The following is an 18,821-nucleotide window of genomic DNA, read 5'->3' as shown; positions in this document are numbered from 1 at the left end:
GAGTACTGTTATCAAATTTTTGCGTATTTAAAAACTCAGTCATATCAAGGGTTTGAGTGTTTTTTCTCTCTAAACTTAACGTGTTTTTTTCAAAAAACTATAAAAATTGGCTGCAACCCTTACCAGACGGGCTTTTTTAAGCCTTTTTCTCTTCAATTTCAGGGTAATATTCAAGTTCTCTCTTTAGCTTATTGTCATATTCAATTTCGAAAGTCTTATTAGGTATGTATGTAAAACTTGTCCCTGCTGAATGACGGCCTTTTTGAGTCTCAAAAGTAATTACGCCTTCATCTTTGAGATTCTTTAATTGTAGCTGTAACGTTCTATAAGGAACTTCTAGTAATTTAGCCAATTCCTTTTGTTGTATTGTTTCCCCTGTATTCTTACGAACCCATTCAACAATTTTTTGGCGTACTAATCCACCTTTTTTATATTTACGCTCACTATCTGCTTTCTTTATGTAACTGGATTTCCATAGGTTAAACGGAAACTCTTCACCTGTTAACGTGTAAATCCATTCTTTACTTGGTCCAGAATACTTTCCACTGTACGCACTTTTAACTGAGTCTGTAATTTCTCTTCTTAAATAGCGTGTTGAAGCATCTTCATTAACTTTCTTAAACCAATCTCCATTTAACAGCTCTTTGACCTCTTCCTCGTCTTTTCCTAGTGCGTAATAAAGCAAAGCAATAGTAAAGGCTGCGTGATTACGAGAACCACTAAATTCAGCGTTTAAAAGCGTCTGAATAGATTTATGGTTTAATATTTGGCGCTCAGTAAATGAAACGATATTTTTGAACTGTTTTCTTTCCTTTTCTAACATTTCATTAATTTCTTCGTTTTCTAGAACAAACGAAAAGTCTTCTATGTCATACACCTCATCGGTGTATTGATACAGCGCTTTTTTAGGTATACGGAACAAATGAACTGCATCCGTGGAGTTAAAGTCAGCACCTGTTAAAATAGCCATTCTCTTTACTATTGCTTCCCATAGATAAATAGAGTTCATTGTGCCTGTCATTGGTTCAATAAGGTAGCCTGCTTGCTTATTGCCATTTGATACTGTGTCCCATATAAAGTTAGGGGGAGCATCAAATTCGTTTACTAGCATACCGGCTAGTTCATCGTTTGTATAACTTCTTTCTGTACCGTCCTTTGAAAAATCAAAGTCCAAAATGATACAAGTTAGCCATACTAACTCCTCTTTTGTGTGTTTCCTGTGATGCCAAAACACCGCAGGTGTAAAATATGTGAAGTCACCTTTTTTCTGAAGCACTTTTTCAATAGATTCACATTTGAATTGTTTTGTTACATTCCAGTTTGTTAGAAATGTTCTTCTGTTTTTCTCTATCATTAAATTTCTATAAATCTGTTCAAACATTGCATCTGAGGTAACCTTCTCTCCTGTTGTGGGAGGGAGGAATAAATACTCTTGTCGTTCGTTAATAGTGTTTAAAAAGCGTTTATGTATACTTGCTAAATAGCCCAAAAAAGCCACACCTCTCCTATGAAATTTGATAGAAGACTGTGTGGCCCCAACAACATTTATCAGTTAAAATTTATTTTATATATACGAAAAGGATTTATTAATTAACTTGAAAAATATTATCTATAACGTTATTATAGAGATAGAAATTTATATTTCAGTTAATTGTCCCACTTTATCACTTTTGCCGGTGTTGTTGTTGGGGTCACACATATTACAAAGTTCTTACCAGGAACTTTGGGAGCAGAGACGATGTTACCAGCATTGTCTCTTTTCTTTTGTCTTCAAAACTACTGTATGTAAAATTCCTACAAATTACTAGCTTTTTCCTTTATTTTCTACAAATTTAGCTTATTTTTATTTTAACACATATGCTAGTAAGAGTGGGTTTTATAACCAACTCTTTTTTATGTTGTAGAAACTCTTATATCCCTTTAATCAGATGCTAGTAATTCTTTTTCTTCTTTTAATTCCTTTAATCTACGATAAAGAGCCGCCTTACTAATTTGATACTTCTTACAAATGTCGCTGACTGTAAGTTTTAAAACTCTACGATTATGGTAATCTTCAACGGCTGCATTCATAGAGACATTATTTTCGTGATATTTCTTAACTCTACCTTTGTACTTACCTTTCTCCTTAGCTAGCTCTATACCTTCACGTTGACGCTTTTTAATACGCTCACGCTCTTTCTCTGCAATTATGAGAGCTGTCATTACTTGCACGTAACCCATAAATTGTACGAATATATCATTGTTGTCTGCCATATCACTTAAAAATTCCATATCCAAAAAGACAAGCTTTATATTATTCTGTTGGAAGTAATCTACTTCTGCTTTACCTTCCTTAAAATTACGGCCAAAGCGATCCAGCTCGTGAAAGACAATGGTATCGCCTGGTTTAGCTGCTTTTTTAAGTCTTTTATATTGAGGTCGATTGAAACTCTGTCCACTAATTACATCGCAATAAATGTTGTGTTCTGAAACACCAGCTTCTATTAATGATTTCTTTTGTCTAATTTCTGACTGATCATCACTCGAAATTCTTATGTAACCATATTTCATTAAAAACTCTCCTTTTTAAGTATCACTATTTGAGACAAGTTATATGAGGCATTATAAACCTTGCCGGTTCGTATTTTCAACTGGGTAAACCCTATTGATACAATTATTCAAATAGTTTATTTCTCCTTTACTTAAAATGGGAATCTGTTGTCAAGGAACGTTATAACACTAATAAGATTTTCATAGTACACAAAATATACTTTTTGTGTACTAAACTAAAAAACTATCTCTTCTTTTAAAATTTCTTTCTCTATGAATTCAAAGAAGCCCATAGGCTCTTCATCCAACATTTCATATGCCTTCTCTACAATTAATACCTTAACCTCTTGCATTAGCTCTTCACGGTTTTTAAATATCGTTTGTTGAGCGTGCTTTAGAATTTTAAATTCCAACTGATCAATAATAGCTTGTACTTCTTGTTGCTTTTGAGTGTTTTCTACTGACATACACATTTCCCCTTTTCAATTAGTTAATGGTCATAATCTTTATATTCGTTATATAACCTATGCTATGGTGTACGATGCCCCTTTATTGAAGGGAGTCTCTTAATTGTTTCAGTGTTTTTTTAACCCAATAACCTATGTTTTGTTCGGTTTCTCCTAAAATTTCAGCAATCTGTCTATTTGTAAGCATTTTTTCAAAACGGTAATACAAAATTTTTCGTTGCTTATCAGTTAAGGCCCGCATTGCCTTATATAATTCCTCGTTTACTACAGGAATAACTGTTCCTTCCTCTACCTTTTCAATTACGGATAATTCAGGGCTTTCTACATTACTATCTTGTACAACTCCAATTGTCTTAATAGAGGGCGCATTATCCTCTAAAGCATTTTTATCAAATACTAGTAATTGCTTAAAATTTCTTTTTCGTTCTCTCTTATCGAAATCTTGGGAACGTCCACGGATCAGAACAGAGCAGTATCTAACTACTCGATTAATTCTATAAAATGTTTTGAAAGTTTGATTAAGTAAATTGATGTCGGTTTGAGAAGGGTTTTTAAAAGCTGCGTGCATCGCTTCTTTGTGTTTTTCATCTTTTAAAAATTCTTGAATAACGGGGTTTTCTAATACTAAAGGTAGTCTCTTTTGTATTTTCTGCGTGTACACTAATCGCTTTTTCCCTTTAGTTTCATCACATTTATTGTTGGAAGTAAATTGAGTATATTGTGCCATAAAAATGCTCCTTTTTATAGGGAATCTTGTGTAATAAAAGAGAAATTTGGAATATTTAAAGAACAAGTGTTCTTATTATCTCCTAAATTGAAGTAAAAATCTAGTACTTTTTAGGAAATAAAAAATTATTTTTTTTGGAAATTTTTTTAGTTTTTTCAGACTCCTTTCTCTATTACAAATGAGGAGGTGTCCATATGAGAAATACACTAACTGTAGCAAAAGCTGCTACCAAAACAAACGATGGAGTAGACTTTTTAAATGCTAAAAGCTATTGGGAGAGAGGTTTTTTCGGACAAGATACAGTTATTGCTGTGATTGATACAGGTTGTGATATTGAACACGAAGAGTTAAAAGACAACATCCTTGGAACATTCAACTTCACTAATGATGATAATGGAGAAATTAATGTGGCAACGGATTATACTGGCCACGGAACCCACGTGGCTGGAATTATAGCCGCAACTAACAAGCAGTACTCTATTGGAATAGCACCTAAAGCTAAACTCCTAATTATTAAAGCTATTGGACATACAAGTATTTCTACTCACGAAAACTTGATTAGATCCATTCGCTTTGCAACTGCTTGGAGGGGTGAAAACGGAGAAAAAGTTGATGTTATGAACCTTTCTTTAGGAATGAAACAAGACGTTCCAGAGTTAAGGGAAGCAATTGATAAAGCGTTAGAGGAAAACATCTTTGTAGTTGTTGCAGCAGGTAATTATGGTGACGGATCTGAACTAACCGATGAAATTCTTTACCCTGGTTATTATGAAGAGGTCATTCAAGTTGGTTCCGTTGGGAAGAGCCTTATACCTTCTCGTATAAGCAACACAAATCAAAATATAGACTTTCTAAGCCTTGGGGAATCTATTTACTCTACCTACCTACAAAACACTTATATCAAGCTAACAGGCACATCTATGGCAACTCCACACATTACAGGAGCAATTTCATTAATCCTTTCTTATTTCAAAACTAAAAAGTTACCAATCTCCCAAAACGTTATTTATCAGTATCTAGTCTCACATTCCTTTTTATTAAAAGGCTACACGAAAAATACGCAAGGAAATGGTGTCCTAAAATTATAAGGAGGTGCTAGGCTATGACTCCATTTGAAATGTTTAGCGCATCAATCGGAAATTTTGGATTCCCTATCGTAATTTCTATTTATCTTTTAATTAGATTTGAAAAAAGGATTGAGGTCTTAACGACCGCAATTACTGAATTAAAGCAAGTCGCAGAAAAAGAGAAATAAAAAAAAGGCATCGGTCAAATTGACTGATGCCTTTGTATTTCATTAAGGCCCAAAAATTAAAGTTGCAACAATGTTATAAACAATAGGTACTAAGAACATTGCAATATTTAAAATGATTCCCCATAAAGACAGTTTATCTTTGTTCATACGATAACCTATGAATCCAAGTATTGCACCAATTGGAGCAAGAGGTAAAGGCATAATCATAGGCAATCCCTGTATTTTTTCTAAAGGTACTAATCCAGTTAAGAAATTTATTACAAGTGCAGCTAAAATTATTGCAATAGCTATTGAAATTCCGCCCAGTACACTACTCTTGCCTTGTTTTTTTACTTCTACGTTGCTATTTGCCATCTGTAATTCCTCCACTTCTCTATTTAAAATATAAAAAATATGATTTCGTACCGTAATAAATTACGACATTTAAGAAGACAACTGTTACTAATGCATAGACTGGATTAAACATTCCGTAACCAAATGAACCATAAAAGAAAAATAATAATGCCAAGAAGCCCATATTCGACCAGCACGTTATATAACCTACTTTATATTTAATCATTTCATCTCGTTCATCTTCTTCCTGTTCCTTTAACCACTTTTTCCCTTTTTTAATCTGAATTGCATTAACTATGGTTAATACAACCCAAAAAATTGTGATTAAAGGTAACGCCCAGGACAAAATACTTGGATCGCCTGCTTCCATCTTCCAAATACGAAAAGTCGCTTCCATTAATAAAAGGCTAATGGCTATCTTGATTAAAAAGTTATAAAGAAAATTCAATCTTTCGTCACCTCTATAAATAAGTCTTCAACCTTACAATTAAACGTCTTTGCTAACCGCATAGCCAAACCAACACTTGGTTCATACATTTCTCTTTCAAGGGAAGCTATAGTTGGTCGGCTTGAACCAACCTTCTCTGCTAACTCCGTTTGAGTTAAACCGGCAATTTCCCTGTATTGTTTAACCTTATTTGTGGTGTAAATCTTCATTTCATTCAGTACGCCCCATTCCAATTAGAATAGCTGAATGTATAGTATTCTATACTTTCTATGTATAGAATACTATACATAAGCTGCAATTGTAAAGAAAATAAACAAAAATTTTCCATAAAAAAAGCAAACCTAACTAGGCTTGCTTTTTCTAATTGCTTATTTAAATGGGTTACACGGTTGAGAATAGAACCACTGATCAATAACAATAGCCCACTGACTCCCCTTCCATACATAAGGGTTAAGGCAAATGTGTAATTGATTATCACAACTACAAGCGAAATATCCACGGGAACCATAGCACTTATCGTGTGACTTACAGCAACTATCCACCTTACTAATAGGTGCTTTCGGTCCTGAACATCCTGGTCCGCACCAGTTACCATAAATACACTTTAATTCCGCAGTAACACCCTCATATACGTCCTCAGGAGCTTGTTCTGGATCTGGTAGCTCTCTATTTTCACTTTCTTTTACTTCTTCTAAAAAAGCATCATCGATTTCTGTTTCTAAAATTTTTATAACTTCACCTTCGATAATCCCATAACCAATTAAAGTTTTTTGACCGTCAGCTTCAACCACAACGCTTCCTTTTACTTCTTCCTCTCCGTTTCGGTTAGTGTAGATAACGTTCAATGTGTCTTCCGTGTTTGCTAAAATAACTGTTTGGATTGAAATATTATCAGTTTCATATTTAAAACCTTTTCTGTTATTGAGGTCATATCCACCAACAAATTGAGACATCTTCTGAACTAATTGTTTTGTTACAACTGCGTCAATTTGAGCGTTATCGAGTAAAGTTTCTTGTTCCTCCACTGATAAAGTTTGTAATTCAGCCATTGAAATATACCTCTCCTTTATGAAATTCGTTTACGGCATCTGGATTTGAACCAGAAAAAGCCCTTTAATAATCTTGCCGCCATATTATGGAGGTGAGAATCGGATTCGAACCGATGATAAAGGTTTTGCAGACCTTTGCCTTACCACTTGGCTATCCCACCATAAAATAGAGGAACTCCGGTTAAGGGTCCCCTATTAATTTTTTTACTTGAATGGATTACACCATTGAAGATCAAACCAAGCAGATACCGCAATAGCCCACTCACTACCTTGTTGTGTATATGGCCACAAGCAATCTTGTAATTTTCGATCACAAGAGCAAGCAAAGTAGCCAACAGAACCGTAACAATTATCGTGAGATTTACAACAACTATCTACTGGTGAAATTGGAGCTCCTGGACCTGAACACCCTGGTCCACACCAGTTACCGTAGATACAAGGTGCACTTTCTTTTACTTCTTCACGAGTTTCAGGAAGCTCTAAGTTTTCCTCTGTTGAAGGGGTTAAAAACTCTTCTGTTACTTCCATTTCACGCGTTTTTACTACCTCATTTTCAATAACTTCATATCCTTTAAGAACAAACTTTCCGTTTGTTTCAACTACTACACTTCCAGTAACCTTTTCTTCTTCATCTGCATTTGTATAAGTAACTTGTATCTTGTTATCCACACTAGATAAGATAACAAATTCAACTGTCACACCGTCACGTTCAAACGTGTATCCACGGCGATTATCTAGATCATATGATCCAAGGAAAGAAGTTAATTTTTTAACTAATTTTTTTGCAAGAACATTGTCTTCTTGAAATTTTTCAAGTAAAAGTTCTCGTTTTTCTTCTGATAACACTTGTAATTGTGCCATTCACAACACCCCTATATATTATTTTGGTGGCAGTACCTGGATTCAAACCAGTCAAGAGGAATATGCTTATCTTTTAAAAGATGTACTGCCGTAATATGGAGATGGCATCCGGATTCGAACCGGAGTATAAAGGTTTTGCAGACCTTTGCCTTACCACTTGGCTATGCCATCGTTTTAATTTTCTTGCCCTTCTACCTGTAGTAGAGAAACAAGTCATTGAAAACTAAAAGAAATTTGAAAAAAACTTTTAATATTTTTTTAGTGCTTTTATTTGCTGTCATTTCACCACTTCTTGCCCTTATGCCTGTAGTAGAGAAAGGAGTCGCTAAAAACTAAAAAGAATTTGTAAAAAAAAATAAAAAAAGTTCGTACCTCGTAGGCACGAACCTTTTGATTAGATTTTTGGGAGCTGTAAGAACTCTGCAATTCCTCTTCCGTGGGCTTCTCCCACTTCTTTTAGGAAGCTCTCTTTGCTTAGAAGATCACCATCTAAGTCGATAAATAGATTTTCTGTTAAAACAGCAGGCATACTCGTCTTTTTTAATACTAAGTAATGAGCCGTTTTCAATCCTCTATCTTTTATATTTCTGTACTTATTTATTGTCACTGTTATTTCACTATGCAAGGCTTTTTGAAATTCTCTTGTTTGCTGTTTAGTTTCAGGATATATATAGCTTTCAAATCCAGTTCCATTTGCAGCTGCATTAACGTGGATAGAAACAAATAAATCTGATTTAAAGCGATTTGCTATTCTAGCTCTCTCATTTAGGTTTACAAACACATCATTACTTCTTGTCATCTTAATTAGCACTTCAAAGTTTTTACGTAAGAACTCTTCAGCATAAAGGGCTATTTTTAAAGTAATGTCCTTTTCTCTCAATTTATCACTTACTGCGCCTGGATCTTCTCCACCGTGTCCTGCATCTATCGTCAATCTTTTCATAACCTTCACCTCTCCATTTTTCCTACCTGTAATAGAGAAGCAAGTTGCTAAAAACTAAAACAAACATAAAAAAAGAACGTTTAAAACGTTCTTTTTTTATGTTTGTTACATTAAGGTGCGAAAAAGTGCGGTAGTAAGCTTCCTAATGACCAAATTACCAATATACTTGTAACCATTACCCACGCGATTCTAACAAAGTTTTTAATCTGCATAAGGTAAGAGATAAAAAATAAAACAATTAAAAAGTACGGTAAACTGTTACTCCCTCCTGCAATTACTAAGCCCATCGAAACAATAATAATGATTCCTGCTATAATATTAAAAATGTGTATTTTTTTCATTTTTGATAAATTCCTCCTCTTTTTTTGTATAGTATACTATACATTTTTAAAAAAACATAATAAATATTTCCAAAATGCAAAATAAAAAAACCTAGCTTTCGCTAGGCTTTTAGAAATTAACAAAATGGCATTGTCCAACCAAATACAGCGTTAATTTTTTTGTAAGTTGAGAAATCTTGCTTTCTGTATTTGAACGCACAGTTAACTAACTTTTTGTCACAGCAAGCATTCTTAGTTTTACTAGAGTAGCAAGAATCGTGTGATTTACAGCAACTATCAATTGAATTAATCGTTGAACCTCCGCCATCAATAGCGTGTTTCCCGTCTCCGCATTTCAATCCACAGTGATGATATTTTTTACCGTTTTGATTTTTTAAGCAGAAATCAAAAATACCTTGTTCTGCAACAACCTCTGCTAAAATACCAGGTGTATAATTTTCATCGTTCGGAAGTTCTTCAACAGGAAGCTCTTCGTCATCTGATTCAGAAGGATCTTCCTCTAGTTCTACTGGTCTAATAAAAACAGTTTCAGGTAGACCATCTAACACACGAAGACCAATGAGCATTTCGTCATCACCGAATGTTTTCGTAATTGTTCCGTCAAACCATTCTAAATGCTCGCCCTCCTTAGTATTTTCAACAAAATCGACTGTTACTGTACCATCCGAAGTTTGCAATGAAACTGTTCTATTACTAATTACTTCATTTTCATTACCTAAAGTATCAAACTCATAAATCTCAGTTTCCACTAATTCAGCTTCACTAAATTCTCTCTGTTTTCCTAATTCTAAGATGATTGTTTTATAATCTTCTTTTGCTTTTACCTCTGCTACAATTCTTTCTACTTCTACTGGATCTGTTACGTACTTACCAATGATGTCTTCTGACATTTAAAAACACTCCTCTGTACTTTTTTGCTTTACGTGGGTAGTAGAGAAGCAAGTCACTAAAAACTAAAAAAGAATAGCGAAAAAAACTTTTTATTTTTTTTTGCTATTCTTTTTAGTTTTTTCGTTTTCCTTTCTCTACTACTTATTGAAAGAACAAAACGGAGGTATGAATTATGACAAATAACTATGAAATTACAGTATTTACAATGACGCATTGCCCTGCTTGTGTAACATTAAAGAAATGGCTTAAAAAGCAGGATATAACGTTTACTGAGAAAGATATTGTCACTAATGAAGAACACGAAAAAGAGTTCTTAAAACACGGATTAAAGTACACTCCAACAACCTTCATTACTGCTAATAATGAAACGCATCAAATTGTAGGAGCTGCTGCAACTAAGAAAATTGAAAAGATCTTATCGTCAGAAGTAATTTCAAAGTAAACGAGGTTGAGACGGTGAAGAAACTTGAAGAAAAAGTTACTAAATATAATCAAGTAAAAATAGATTTAATGAAAATTTCTCAATGTATCGACTGCTGTAGTGAGAATGAAAAAGAGATTTATCAAGACATCGCTTTAAACTATTCAAAACAACTCAAAAGCATAAAGGAATCAATTGAAAGCATCTACGGTGTAGAGCTTTGCAGTTGTTGCTCCTTTTCAGATAAACAATAAAACCTCCCTGGCTCCCAAGGAGGTTTTTCTATTTTAAGTTAAACTTATCTAACTCCCCTCTTTTCCTTACGCTCTCTCTCACTTCTTATAGTTAAACTTAAGTTGAACTTAAAAACCTATAAGATGTATTAAACACACACCTAGTTTAACTAAATATAATATAAGTTGTAATTATTTTATGTGTTTATTATGTATTATTTATATACTTAATTAATACATAACTTTAGTTAAACTTAAGTTGAACTAGGCGTAAATTTATAACTGGTTAGGTTTAAAGAAAACAATCTTTTAAAATTGACAGCATACAAAAAAAGCAACCTCAACTCTGATGGCATTGGAGAAGAGGTTGCTTTTTGGGGCTTTCACTCGTCGAAGAATGTATACCACAACAATTAAAATAGTATCATATTTATTCCATAAATACTATATTTTAACTTAAATACATATGTATAAAACGTGCGCTTTTTATACATTCTCTCCGCAATCGCCTAAGGGATAAACCCCGTTATATCAAGGATGTATAAAAAGCTGCATACTCCGGAAAAAGAACCCTCGGCGGAACCGTTCTGCGACAAGGGTTCTTTTTTGATGTGTGTTCCGGAAAGAGACATTATGTTAACTAAGGTTGTATATCATATTCATTAACAAAATCAGAAAGAAAGCTGCCAGGGAGGACAGCTTTCTTTCTGATAAGGTTGCAGTAGAGGACGCCCTTCAGGCATCTTGAGTAGTTTGCTCAAAAAATGAAGTTTTATTCGTATAGGCAAGTTACCTATATGATTATTAATGAATACAATAATATAGGCTTATACCTTGCTCTAACTATTAAGTTATTTTAACCCTCGAATCCTTATATTTTGTTTTCTAAAAAGTACCCATTGGATTTTAGATTCTAATGGTTTCTTTTTATTATCGGAAAGTATGTCTTTAACGACAGGATAGATCATTATGGATAATCAGTTAAAAGAAATCTTCGGTGCTTGGTTAGCAGCTATTGGAACGGTCACAGCTGCTGTAGGCAGTACCCCCTTTCGTTCATTAGGACCAAGTTTTAGAAGAGATTTAAATTTAATTGGTAATGAACTGCAGGCTGTAGGAAACGCCCTTGAAGCTGATGGACAGGGAGAAGAAAATCTTGAAAAGGTTGGGAATGAACTTCAATCTATTGGTAACGTGACCGTGATTTCTGGGCTTGTCATAGATTTTAAAGATACAGCACAACAGAAACTAATTATTAGTGGAAATTGGATTCAAGCTTTAGGCGGAGCTACTGCTTTAGGGGATGAATTTCAAGATACATCAAATATAAATGAAATCTATAATATTGTTGGAAATTTACTTCAGGTTATAGGGAATTCATTGCAAGCTTTAAGTGGTATAAATGAATTGAAAGCCAGTTATGTAGAGAATAAGGAAACATCTGAAAAAAAAGAAAAGTATACTGATATATGGTCATTAGATGTTGTAGGAAGTTGGATTCAGGCGATTGGATCCATTATTTCATTAATTGGGCAGATTCAAGAAGAGAGTGAAGAACAAAGCAATGAAAATGAAGAAAATGGTTCTGAAGACAGTGATGATGAACAAGATAATCCGAGACAAGAAAATAGGAGGAGATAAGAGAATGTCATATCAAATAAATATTTTTAATATGGACATTAACTATTGCAGTAAAGATGGAAACATTAATATAAAACGTAAAATAGATAAGAATAATCACCTAAAAGATAAAGATAATAATACAAATTCTTCAACAGCAAATATTCAAAAACAGTAAATTTTCATTTTCTAAATAAGAACAAATAACCGTTAGAATGATGATTTCTAACGGTTATTTGTTCTTATAATTGTGATTATGTTAACTACAAATATATATTGTATACAGCCTAAAAAGAAAACAGCTATCTTCTTAGAAGATAGCTGTTTTCTACTGATAATATGAAATCTTGTCGATGCCTCATGGAGTCTTGGGTAGTTTGCTCAAAGATTGTATCAGTTATGCTGGCGGTCTCCCGGATTCCCATGACGTACCGTTCCAACGCCACCATGAACCATTCCAGTAGTACCAAGTTCCTTGATACCATGCCCATCCTGTAAAAGCTCCAGTATTATCGAAATAGTAGTAGCTGGGACCAATTTGCACCCATCCTGTCTGGAAAGTGCCATTAACATAATAGTACCATTTTCCATTTTCTTGCACCCAACCATTTTGGGGTCGTGTTTTACGTATTGCAATCATTGAGAAACTATTTTGAGTTGGTGCATTAGGTGAGTAATCGTATCCAACACCAATATGAGTAAAATTAGGATTTAAGATGTTTGCCCTATGTCCAGGACTATTCATCCACCATGTAACAGCTTCTTCAGGTGTAAATTGTTTACCATTCCCCCAAAATATATTTGCACCTGCTTCTTCATATGAAATATTAGCATTGTTTAGTTGATCAATCTCAGTTCCTCCAAGTGTAGGACTATAGTGTGTAGGTGTTTGATATTGAGACATGTCTTGTGCTTTAGTTCTAGCCAACTGAGTTAATTGACTATCAGTCTGTAATGGAGATAATCCTTGTGCTCGTCTTGCTTGATTTATAAGATTTATAAGTTGTGGTTCATAAGATGTAATAATCAATAATTATCCTGCTCCTTTCGATTAAAATTCCCTATACTTTTATAAAAAAGCTATTTATGCTTGTCCGTTCATCTATTGTCATAAATACATATTTGTTCAAAAAACTATAAATTAGGAGGATTAATAGGCGGTATAAGTGTAGACGGCGGTGAAAAATTAGGTGGTGAAAGTTTAGTAGACAATGGGGGTGTAGAAGGTAAAAGGTTTTGTTGCGTGGATGAGGTTTGTATTTCTCGGTTTTTCTTATTTTTTTTGTTTTTATAATAGTCTTTTGATTTTTTTTGAGGATATGACTTGTCCAAATAATATTTATCTTCTTTACTATTGTAACGGCAGTTATATTTTTCCATGTTAATCACCTCTTTCTTTGATTTCTATATATTTTATTCACCAATAAATAAGATGTTTGTATGCTTGTCCTAATATAGGACAAGCATTTTAAAATTCCAAAAAGCTCATCTACTGAGATAAAGATTGATCTCACTCAATATTTGCTAGTATTTATACAAGGTACGAGTTGTATTTTTTAAGAAAAACACTTAAAAAATCTCCACTCTTTTCTCCTTGTATAAACACTTTCGGCAGGTTTGGATCTTTCGCCAAGCCGACATACCCAAAACGAAGGATATGGGAATCGGCTTGTTTAAGCAAGTATACCTGCCGAACCGCCTGCTCGGCCGTTCAGAAGTGTTCATCTTACTCCAAGATGAGCAACACATTAAAAACATAAGAAACCAGCCTCTCACCCCAAAACAAAGGGGGAGATAAGCTGCATTGTCAATGGTAAGCGGACCGTAGGGAGCATTAAGGAATTGACAATGTCACTACACCCAAACCCTCTTGGCACTCAAACAACCACGTTTGTTTGACGCCAACCGGCCAGGGAGCCCCCTCAAAGTTTTGAGGGGGTTGGGGGTGTTTGTAGAAGCCATTCCAAAGGAGCTTTCCTTTGGCAGGTGTGGACGGCGTCCGCGGTTTTGCTCCCCCTTGAAAAGGGGGCTGGGGGGATTGTTATGCCTAGCATAACCAAGCTCAATTGGGTACCAATTGTAGAGCTTGCCTTATTCCTACTGTTTGGTGTATTATGGAAGCATACAGCTGGAATTTTACACCAAGTTCACCACGCTCAGTAGGTGAACATAAGGAGGAATAAAGGTATGAGCGAGACGAAAGGCGAGCGTAGGAACGAGCCTAAACAGGTGAAGTTCCGTGTCACTGAAGAGGAATTTGAACGGCTATCGCTGATGGCGGATAACGTAGGAATGACGGTGCCTGCCTTTGTGAAAGCAAAGGCACAGGGTACCCGTGTAAGGCAGCCGAAGATCAATCGTGAGGGTGCTCTGGCAATTGCGAAGGAATTGCGCGCCGTGGGTACCAATGTGAACCAGATTGCGAAATGGTGCAACGCACGAGATATTGAGCAATTGAGTGAACAGGAGCTTGAGAGATTGGTATACAATCTCGACGAAATTAAAAAGGGATTGGCTGCAGCATGGCAACAATTAAGCTGAGTACGACGAAAAATGCCAATGCGTTACTGAAGTACGCTGAGAAGCGCGCTGAGGTATCAAATTCGCTTGATTGCGATGTGGACTATGTTCGGAACCAATTTAAGGCTACAAGGGAAATATGGGGCAAAAACGGCGGCATACAAGCCCACCATGTGATTCAATCATTTAAGCCGGATGAGGTAGATCCCCAGCAGGCCAATGAAATTGGATTACAACTGGCTGAGAAGTTGGCGAAAGGTCACGAGGTAGCCGTCTATACGCATACAGACAAGGATCACATCCATAACCACATTGTGATTAATGCTGTGAACTATGAGGACGGTCGAAAGTTTCATGCTCATGGCCAAGATGCCATTGACCGTTTTCGTAACGTGAGCGATGAGCTATGTAAAGAACATGGCTTGTCCATTGTAGAAGAGCGCTCGGCCGATGTGCGCTATACGTTAGCTGAACAGTCATTGCTTAAAAAAGGTGAAACGAGTTGGAAAGATGAAATTCGGATGGCCATTGACTCTTCAAAAGAAGATGCGACTAGTTTTGAAGACTTTCAGGAACGTTTGAAAGTCCAAGGCGTTCAAGCTACTTTGAGAGGTAAAAACATCACGTATGAACACTTAGAATCGAATAAAAAAGTACGTGGCAGCAAGTTAGGGCTGGCGTATGAAAAGGAGACGATTTTAGATGGCTTTGAAAGACAAGTTACAAGAGAAAGAGCAGCAGCAGATTCAGCAGAAAGAGGAGTTACAACAGTCACAACGGTTATACCAGGAGATGATCTTGCGTCTCAGAGCAACAGAGGGCTATCTCTCGACATTCCTGAAAGAAAACATGAACAAAGAGATGATGATCGAACAAGAGCTCAAGGAGATCAAACAGACGAGCCAAGACGTACAGAGGGAGATGGAATTGACTTCGATGACGTTGCTCAGCAAATTAGAGAACGACATCGTCACACACAAGCAGTATACAGACGAAACTTTGGCCGAGATGAAGACGGCCATCAGAGTGCTACAAAGCGACATGAAAAAGAATCAGGAGTTTCTGAGCAACAAGTTCCAAACAAACAATCAAGTGATCAAGGACGAGCTAGAGAAGATCAACAACAACCTGGGGAGCAAGTTCGACAGCTTGAGCGAGACAGCGAAGGCGGAACTCAGCGAGGTCGAAAAAAACAGCAAGACTATGATATCGAACGCTAAATTGGGTGTGGCGTTTAATGGATGGTTAGATTGGGTGAAATATGGAGCTGGTGCAGCTGTCTTTATGGTACCCGTGTTTTTCTTGTTCAAGTGGTTCTTTGGGTTATTTGGTATTAGTTTAGGATAATAGATTAAGCTCTTACAAAATTAGTTGAAAAACTGCGAAAAGAGTAGAAAAAGAGGGGAATTATTGATAGTGTTGAATGTAGTATAAATGAGAAAAACCGCCCATGCTTTGGCCGGCTTGGCGGTTTCTCAAAAACAGAAAGGGAATGGGTCCCTTATATACATATTTATGTACATATTCTATCATAAGGGGCTGATTCCTGCCATATAAGGAGAGGAATTAGTTTGGAAAAGAATAAAAATAATATTGTAAATTTGGAAAAAAAACTTGCTGAAGCGGAAAGAAAGGCAAGGTTAAAAGATCTAAAACAGACTTCATATTCATCAGAAGAGGTTTCTGATATTCAAAGATCATTATTAGACTTAATGGAAGAAATTACAGGTGAAAAACACTTTATAGGTAAAGAAAAGGATATTTTTGCAGGGGAGCCGTTTAATCAAACCATGCATAGAAATTTAGATTTGCTAAATCAAATTAACTATTTAACTCAAGCAGAAGAAAGCTTTTTATTTAAAATTCAGGCTTATCTAGAGTTTAAGAGTAATGTAATTATCTGTAGAGAAGATAAGTTTAAGAAAAAAAGAAAAAATTTGATAGAGGATGATTTTGAACTTCCTAAGGCTGCGACTGTTTCCGATATTGCAGAAATAATTGGGAAATCAAGGCAAAATACATCTGTAATTATGAACAGTTTAAAAGAAAAAGAGATTCTATTGAATCCTGAAGGTGCAGGACAAGTAACAGAAAACGGTCGTTCTGTGAGTCCTAGAACATGGATCGTGAATCCTTATATTATGATTTGTGCTCCAAGAAAAAATGAAGTTAAGTTAGATAAATTAACAATGAGGTTATTCCAGCATTCTTTAAAAAAACTTAAAGATCAGAATGGCAAAAAAGTAAATTTACCAGTTAGATTTTTTTGAATAAGACTATTTAGGCCGTATCAATTTTGGTACGGTCTTTTCATTTCATTGGAAATATTTAGGTGTCACGAAAACATGACAAAAAGGGGTCAAAGTGTCACGAAAACATGACACCCCTAAAAGTCCAACAAACCCAGTCATATCAAGGCTTCAAGGCGTTTTTTTAAGTTTCTCTCTATTATCACTATTATTTATTAGCAATTCGCTTATAGAATTGCAAGGTTCTTTTTATACTTTTTTCGTTTAAAAACTATTTCGTAGTTATCAAAAATGACAACTACGAAATAGTTAATATATATCGAATTCGATATATATTAACTATTTTTTTATTTCTTTTTAACATTAAGCCTAAAGGCTAATATACCGTCTTAAGACGGCCAAGTAATTAGAAATTGCTGCTGTTTCAAAAATGCAACATACAAAAAAACTACCCAATTAATGTGAGTAGTTCAACGTAACCATATTTGCCACCATTTCTTCTTGTTTTTTTCTTCTAACAAACTGGAAGCTATCTCCTTTTGTGATTCTTGCATCTCTCTTAATGTTGTAATTAATGTCTTATCTCTTTGTTCTAGACTATCTTTTATGTATGCTTCTTGTTTTAAAAATTGTTTTTTGAAGTCTTCTTGCTGTTTTTTTATAATTTCATTTTGATTTTTTACTAGCTGTTTTAATTCGTCTAACTCAGTCATAACGGTTGTGACTTGCTTGGTTATAACCGTTATATCTTCTGTTGTAACAGTTATGTCAGTTATATCAGTTGTGTCAGTTATAACTTTATCTTTTACAATTTCCTTTACAACCTTCGGAACAGTCATGCCTTTTTCATTTTTTAAAAGCATTAATTCTTTAAATAAATTTATATCATCTTGTGAAAACAAGAGTTGTCCTTGTTGATTACGTTTAAAGTTATAACCATGCTCTTCAAAAAGTAAATAATATTTCTTAGCAGTTGAAGTAGTAACTCCAATAGCTCTTGCTAATCCATCTACTTTTTCATAGAATTCCATGTACATATTAGTTATAACCTCCGATTTATTTAGGGTTATAACCAGTATAACACCATCTTGATTTAAAAATCTTTAGAATTCATTAGGGAGAAATGATAAGAACAATTTTAATACTTGTTTCATACTTATCAAATTTAATAAGTACGAAACAAGTATCAAAGACTTTTTTTAAAGTTGAAGGGATGCTGTACTAGATCTCTATAAATAATTAAAACCGAAATATCAAGACCAACATTACAAATTTTAATATCTATAATCTCAAAATTGTTATTTTGAAGAAAGTCACGCAATCGTTCTTCATATTTATCCAATGTGCTCGTTAAAACATGAATCTTTAATGCCCTAGAATTACCTAACATAAGATCATACACTTCTTTCTATATTTGTCGTATATTACAGTGTATGAAGCTTGTACAGAATGGAAACTACAGTTTATATCTTTTTCTTTTATAAAAAAGATATATCTAAAGATGATTAATGTTTTTAACAAAATAAAAAGCAACCTCAGGCATTGGAAAACAAGGTTGCTTTTTAAGGGATTACACCTATGAAAGTGTAAAAAATCAATTCGTTTAAATAATAGCACATTTTTACCATAAATACTACATTTTACTGTTTGAGCATATGTATAAAAGGTGCGCTTTTTATACATTCTCGTTTCCTTCAGCTGTCCGAAGAACGTAGTCATATCAAGGATGTATAAAAAGCTGCATACTCCGGAAAAAGAACCCTCGGCGGAACCGTTCTGCGACAAGGGTTCTTTTTTGATGTGTGTTCCGGAAAGAGACATTATGTTAACTAAGGTTGTATATCATATTCATTAACAAAATCAGAAAGAAAGCTGCCAGGGAGGACAGCTTTCTTTCTGATAAGGTTGCAGTAGAGGACGCCCTTCAGGCATCT

25 protein-coding genes and 2 tRNA genes are annotated in these 18,821 nt (G+C 34.8%); 10 read left to right on the top strand and 17 right to left on the bottom strand.

Going from position 1 to position 18,821, the window contains the following annotated elements; genetic code table 11:
- Positions 1 to 136: 136 nt before the first annotated feature.
- From ACN6NE_RS30730 to ACN6NE_RS30715, 4 genes are all read right to left on the bottom strand, one after another.
- Positions 137 to 1,489: a hypothetical protein gene (locus ACN6NE_RS30730; protein ID WP_474329363.1), complete on the bottom strand. Its 1,353-nt coding sequence runs from the start codon at positions 1,487 to 1,489 to the stop codon at positions 137 to 139.
- Positions 1,490 to 1,920: 431 nt separating this feature from the next.
- Entirely contained in the window at positions 1,921 to 2,550 is a 630-nt protein-coding gene (locus ACN6NE_RS30725; protein ID WP_474329361.1) for a recombinase family protein, read from the bottom strand.
- A gap of 215 nt (positions 2,551 to 2,765) precedes the next feature.
- Positions 2,766 to 2,996 (bottom strand): hypothetical protein, encoded by a 231-nt coding sequence (locus ACN6NE_RS30720; protein WP_230932261.1) that lies wholly within the window; start codon positions 2,994 to 2,996, stop codon positions 2,766 to 2,768.
- Between the two features lie 82 nt (positions 2,997 to 3,078).
- The gene (locus ACN6NE_RS30715) at positions 3,079 to 3,723 is read right to left on the bottom strand and encodes a sigma-70 family RNA polymerase sigma factor (RefSeq protein WP_474329358.1); all 645 of its coding nucleotides are present in this window, start codon (positions 3,721 to 3,723) and stop codon (positions 3,079 to 3,081) included.
- Between the two features lie 194 nt (positions 3,724 to 3,917).
- Between ACN6NE_RS30715 and ACN6NE_RS30710 the strand changes: the two genes are divergently transcribed.
- A complete protein-coding gene (locus ACN6NE_RS30710; protein WP_474329356.1) occupies positions 3,918 to 4,811 on the top strand; it encodes a S8 family peptidase in 894 nt (297 codons plus the stop codon).
- Positions 4,812 to 4,825: 14 nt separating this feature from the next.
- The gene (locus ACN6NE_RS30705; protein WP_474329354.1) at positions 4,826 to 4,978 is read left to right on the top strand and encodes a YvrJ family protein; all 153 of its coding nucleotides are present in this window, start codon (positions 4,826 to 4,828) and stop codon (positions 4,976 to 4,978) included.
- A 42-nt stretch (positions 4,979 to 5,020) separates the two neighbouring features.
- Here the strand turns inward: ACN6NE_RS30705 and ACN6NE_RS30700 are convergent, their stop codons facing one another.
- From ACN6NE_RS30700 to ACN6NE_RS30655, 10 genes are all read right to left on the bottom strand, one after another.
- Positions 5,021 to 5,332: a hypothetical protein gene (locus tag ACN6NE_RS30700; RefSeq protein WP_474329353.1), complete on the bottom strand. Its 312-nt coding sequence runs from the start codon at positions 5,330 to 5,332 to the stop codon at positions 5,021 to 5,023.
- 19 nt (positions 5,333 to 5,351) lie between these two features.
- Positions 5,352 to 5,759, bottom strand: coding sequence for a hypothetical protein (locus ACN6NE_RS30695; protein ID WP_474329351.1), 408 nt, complete (start codon positions 5,757 to 5,759; stop codon positions 5,352 to 5,354).
- Positions 5,756 to 5,968 (bottom strand): helix-turn-helix transcriptional regulator, encoded by a 213-nt coding sequence (locus ACN6NE_RS30690; protein WP_474329349.1) that lies wholly within the window; start codon positions 5,966 to 5,968, stop codon positions 5,756 to 5,758. The genes ACN6NE_RS30695 and ACN6NE_RS30690 overlap by 4 nt, the downstream gene beginning before the upstream one ends.
- A gap of 159 nt (positions 5,969 to 6,127) precedes the next feature.
- Positions 6,128 to 6,808 carry a hypothetical protein gene (locus tag ACN6NE_RS30685; protein ID WP_474329347.1) on the bottom strand — a complete coding sequence of 227 codons (681 nt, stop codon included), beginning with the start codon at positions 6,806 to 6,808 and terminating at the stop codon, positions 6,128 to 6,130.
- A gap of 87 nt (positions 6,809 to 6,895) precedes the next feature.
- Positions 6,896 to 6,969, bottom strand: a tRNA-Cys gene (locus ACN6NE_RS30680).
- A 43-nt stretch (positions 6,970 to 7,012) separates the two neighbouring features.
- On the bottom strand, positions 7,013 to 7,669 hold the full coding sequence (locus ACN6NE_RS30675; protein WP_474329345.1) for a hypothetical protein: 657 nt from the start codon (positions 7,667 to 7,669) through the stop codon (positions 7,013 to 7,015).
- A gap of 96 nt (positions 7,670 to 7,765) precedes the next feature.
- Positions 7,766 to 7,840: transfer RNA gene (locus ACN6NE_RS30670), tRNA-Cys, on the bottom strand.
- 223 nt (positions 7,841 to 8,063) lie between these two features.
- Positions 8,064 to 8,612: an N-acetylmuramoyl-L-alanine amidase gene (locus tag ACN6NE_RS30665; RefSeq protein WP_474329343.1), complete on the bottom strand. Its 549-nt coding sequence runs from the start codon at positions 8,610 to 8,612 to the stop codon at positions 8,064 to 8,066.
- A gap of 110 nt (positions 8,613 to 8,722) precedes the next feature.
- Positions 8,723 to 8,953: a hypothetical protein gene (locus tag ACN6NE_RS30660; protein ID WP_230932278.1), complete on the bottom strand. Its 231-nt coding sequence runs from the start codon at positions 8,951 to 8,953 to the stop codon at positions 8,723 to 8,725.
- A gap of 116 nt (positions 8,954 to 9,069) precedes the next feature.
- Positions 9,070 to 9,843, bottom strand: coding sequence for a hypothetical protein (locus ACN6NE_RS30655; RefSeq protein ID WP_474329341.1), 774 nt, complete (start codon positions 9,841 to 9,843; stop codon positions 9,070 to 9,072).
- 173 nt (positions 9,844 to 10,016) lie between these two features.
- Here ACN6NE_RS30655 and ACN6NE_RS30650 point away from each other — a divergent pair, with 173 nt between their 5' ends.
- The 4 genes from ACN6NE_RS30650 (at position 10,017) to ACN6NE_RS30635 (ending at position 12,296) form a co-directional block, all read left to right on the top strand.
- Positions 10,017 to 10,286: a glutaredoxin family protein gene (locus ACN6NE_RS30650; protein ID WP_230932276.1), complete on the top strand. Its 270-nt coding sequence runs from the start codon at positions 10,017 to 10,019 to the stop codon at positions 10,284 to 10,286.
- A 14-nt stretch (positions 10,287 to 10,300) separates the two neighbouring features.
- Positions 10,301 to 10,519, top strand: coding sequence for a hypothetical protein (locus ACN6NE_RS30645; protein ID WP_474329339.1), 219 nt, complete (start codon positions 10,301 to 10,303; stop codon positions 10,517 to 10,519).
- Between the two features lie 948 nt (positions 10,520 to 11,467).
- On the top strand, positions 11,468 to 12,139 hold the full coding sequence (locus ACN6NE_RS30640; protein ID WP_474329337.1) for a DUF6944 family repetitive protein: 672 nt from the start codon (positions 11,468 to 11,470) through the stop codon (positions 12,137 to 12,139).
- A gap of 4 nt (positions 12,140 to 12,143) precedes the next feature.
- On the top strand, positions 12,144 to 12,296 hold the full coding sequence (locus ACN6NE_RS30635; RefSeq protein WP_474329335.1) for a hypothetical protein: 153 nt from the start codon (positions 12,144 to 12,146) through the stop codon (positions 12,294 to 12,296).
- 219 nt (positions 12,297 to 12,515) lie between these two features.
- On the opposite strand, the gene ACN6NE_RS30630 is transcribed toward ACN6NE_RS30635, so the two are convergent.
- Both ACN6NE_RS30630 and ACN6NE_RS30625 read right to left on the bottom strand, forming a co-directional pair.
- Entirely contained in the window at positions 12,516 to 13,148 is a 633-nt protein-coding gene (locus tag ACN6NE_RS30630) for a CAP domain-containing protein (protein ID WP_474329333.1), read from the bottom strand.
- A 104-nt stretch (positions 13,149 to 13,252) separates the two neighbouring features.
- Positions 13,253 to 13,498 carry a hypothetical protein gene (locus tag ACN6NE_RS30625; RefSeq protein WP_474329331.1) on the bottom strand — a complete coding sequence of 82 codons (246 nt, stop codon included), beginning with the start codon at positions 13,496 to 13,498 and terminating at the stop codon, positions 13,253 to 13,255.
- 807 nt (positions 13,499 to 14,305) lie between these two features.
- Between ACN6NE_RS30625 and ACN6NE_RS30620 the strand changes: the two genes are divergently transcribed.
- The 4 genes from ACN6NE_RS30620 (at position 14,306) to ACN6NE_RS30605 (ending at position 16,908) form a co-directional block, all read left to right on the top strand.
- A complete protein-coding gene (locus ACN6NE_RS30620; RefSeq protein ID WP_098315321.1) occupies positions 14,306 to 14,659 on the top strand; it encodes a plasmid mobilization protein in 354 nt (117 codons plus the stop codon).
- Positions 14,641 to 15,858 (top strand): relaxase/mobilization nuclease domain-containing protein, encoded by a 1,218-nt coding sequence (locus tag ACN6NE_RS30615; RefSeq protein WP_474329328.1) that lies wholly within the window; start codon positions 14,641 to 14,643, stop codon positions 15,856 to 15,858. The genes ACN6NE_RS30620 and ACN6NE_RS30615 overlap by 19 nt, the downstream gene beginning before the upstream one ends.
- Complete coding sequence (locus ACN6NE_RS30610; protein ID WP_474329326.1) at positions 15,842 to 15,985, top strand: hypothetical protein; 144 nt, start codon at positions 15,842 to 15,844, stop codon at positions 15,983 to 15,985. The genes ACN6NE_RS30615 and ACN6NE_RS30610 overlap by 17 nt, the downstream gene beginning before the upstream one ends.
- A gap of 224 nt (positions 15,986 to 16,209) precedes the next feature.
- Positions 16,210 to 16,908, top strand: a complete 699-nt coding sequence (locus ACN6NE_RS30605; protein ID WP_474329324.1) for a Rep protein — start codon at positions 16,210 to 16,212, stop codon at positions 16,906 to 16,908.
- Between the two features lie 449 nt (positions 16,909 to 17,357).
- Here ACN6NE_RS30605 and ACN6NE_RS30600 read toward each other — a convergent pair whose 3' ends face one another.
- A complete protein-coding gene (locus ACN6NE_RS30600) occupies positions 17,358 to 17,924 on the bottom strand; it encodes a DUF3967 domain-containing protein (protein ID WP_474329322.1) in 567 nt (188 codons plus the stop codon).
- Positions 17,925 to 18,821 lie beyond the last annotated feature (897 nt).

The organism is Priestia sp. 53B2 (assembly GCF_056099005.1).
Note: the sequence above shows the minus strand (reverse complement) of the source record. Positions and strands in the feature narration are given on the sequence as shown.

Coding starts and splice junctions, on each gene's coding strand:
- ACN6NE_RS30685 (WP_474329347.1), bottom strand. CDS start 6,808: ATGGCTGAATTACAAACTTTATCAGTGGAGGAACAAGAAACTTTACTC.
- ACN6NE_RS30705 (WP_474329354.1), top strand. CDS start 4,826: ATGACTCCATTTGAAATGTTTAGCGCATCAATCGGAAATTTTGGATTC.
- ACN6NE_RS30690 (WP_474329349.1), bottom strand. CDS start 5,968: ATGAAGATTTACACCACAAATAAGGTTAAACAATACAGGGAAATTGCC.
- ACN6NE_RS30700 (WP_474329353.1), bottom strand. CDS start 5,332: ATGGCAAATAGCAACGTAGAAGTAAAAAAACAAGGCAAGAGTAGTGTA.
- ACN6NE_RS30600 (WP_474329322.1), bottom strand. CDS start 17,924: ATGTACATGGAATTCTATGAAAAAGTAGATGGATTAGCAAGAGCTATT.
- ACN6NE_RS30615 (WP_474329328.1), top strand. CDS start 14,641: ATGGCAACAATTAAGCTGAGTACGACGAAAAATGCCAATGCGTTACTG.
- ACN6NE_RS30640 (WP_474329337.1), top strand. CDS start 11,468: ATGGATAATCAGTTAAAAGAAATCTTCGGTGCTTGGTTAGCAGCTATT.
- ACN6NE_RS30720 (WP_230932261.1), bottom strand. CDS start 2,996: ATGTCAGTAGAAAACACTCAAAAGCAACAAGAAGTACAAGCTATTATT.
- ACN6NE_RS30660 (WP_230932278.1), bottom strand. CDS start 8,953: ATGAAAAAAATACACATTTTTAATATTATAGCAGGAATCATTATTATT.
- ACN6NE_RS30675 (WP_474329345.1), bottom strand. CDS start 7,669: ATGGCACAATTACAAGTGTTATCAGAAGAAAAACGAGAACTTTTACTT.
- ACN6NE_RS30715 (WP_474329358.1), bottom strand. CDS start 3,723: ATGGCACAATATACTCAATTTACTTCCAACAATAAATGTGATGAAACT.
- ACN6NE_RS30665 (WP_474329343.1), bottom strand. CDS start 8,612: ATGAAAAGATTGACGATAGATGCAGGACACGGTGGAGAAGATCCAGGC.
- ACN6NE_RS30610 (WP_474329326.1), top strand. CDS start 15,842: ATGATATCGAACGCTAAATTGGGTGTGGCGTTTAATGGATGGTTAGAT.
- ACN6NE_RS30710 (WP_474329356.1), top strand. CDS start 3,918: ATGAGAAATACACTAACTGTAGCAAAAGCTGCTACCAAAACAAACGAT.
- ACN6NE_RS30635 (WP_474329335.1), top strand. CDS start 12,144: ATGTCATATCAAATAAATATTTTTAATATGGACATTAACTATTGCAGT.
- ACN6NE_RS30620 (WP_098315321.1), top strand. CDS start 14,306: ATGAGCGAGACGAAAGGCGAGCGTAGGAACGAGCCTAAACAGGTGAAG.
- ACN6NE_RS30655 (WP_474329341.1), bottom strand. CDS start 9,843: ATGTCAGAAGACATCATTGGTAAGTACGTAACAGATCCAGTAGAAGTA.
- ACN6NE_RS30725 (WP_474329361.1), bottom strand. CDS start 2,550: ATGAAATATGGTTACATAAGAATTTCGAGTGATGATCAGTCAGAAATT.
- ACN6NE_RS30625 (WP_474329331.1), bottom strand. CDS start 13,498: ATGGAAAAATATAACTGCCGTTACAATAGTAAAGAAGATAAATATTAT.
- ACN6NE_RS30650 (WP_230932276.1), top strand. CDS start 10,017: ATGACAAATAACTATGAAATTACAGTATTTACAATGACGCATTGCCCT.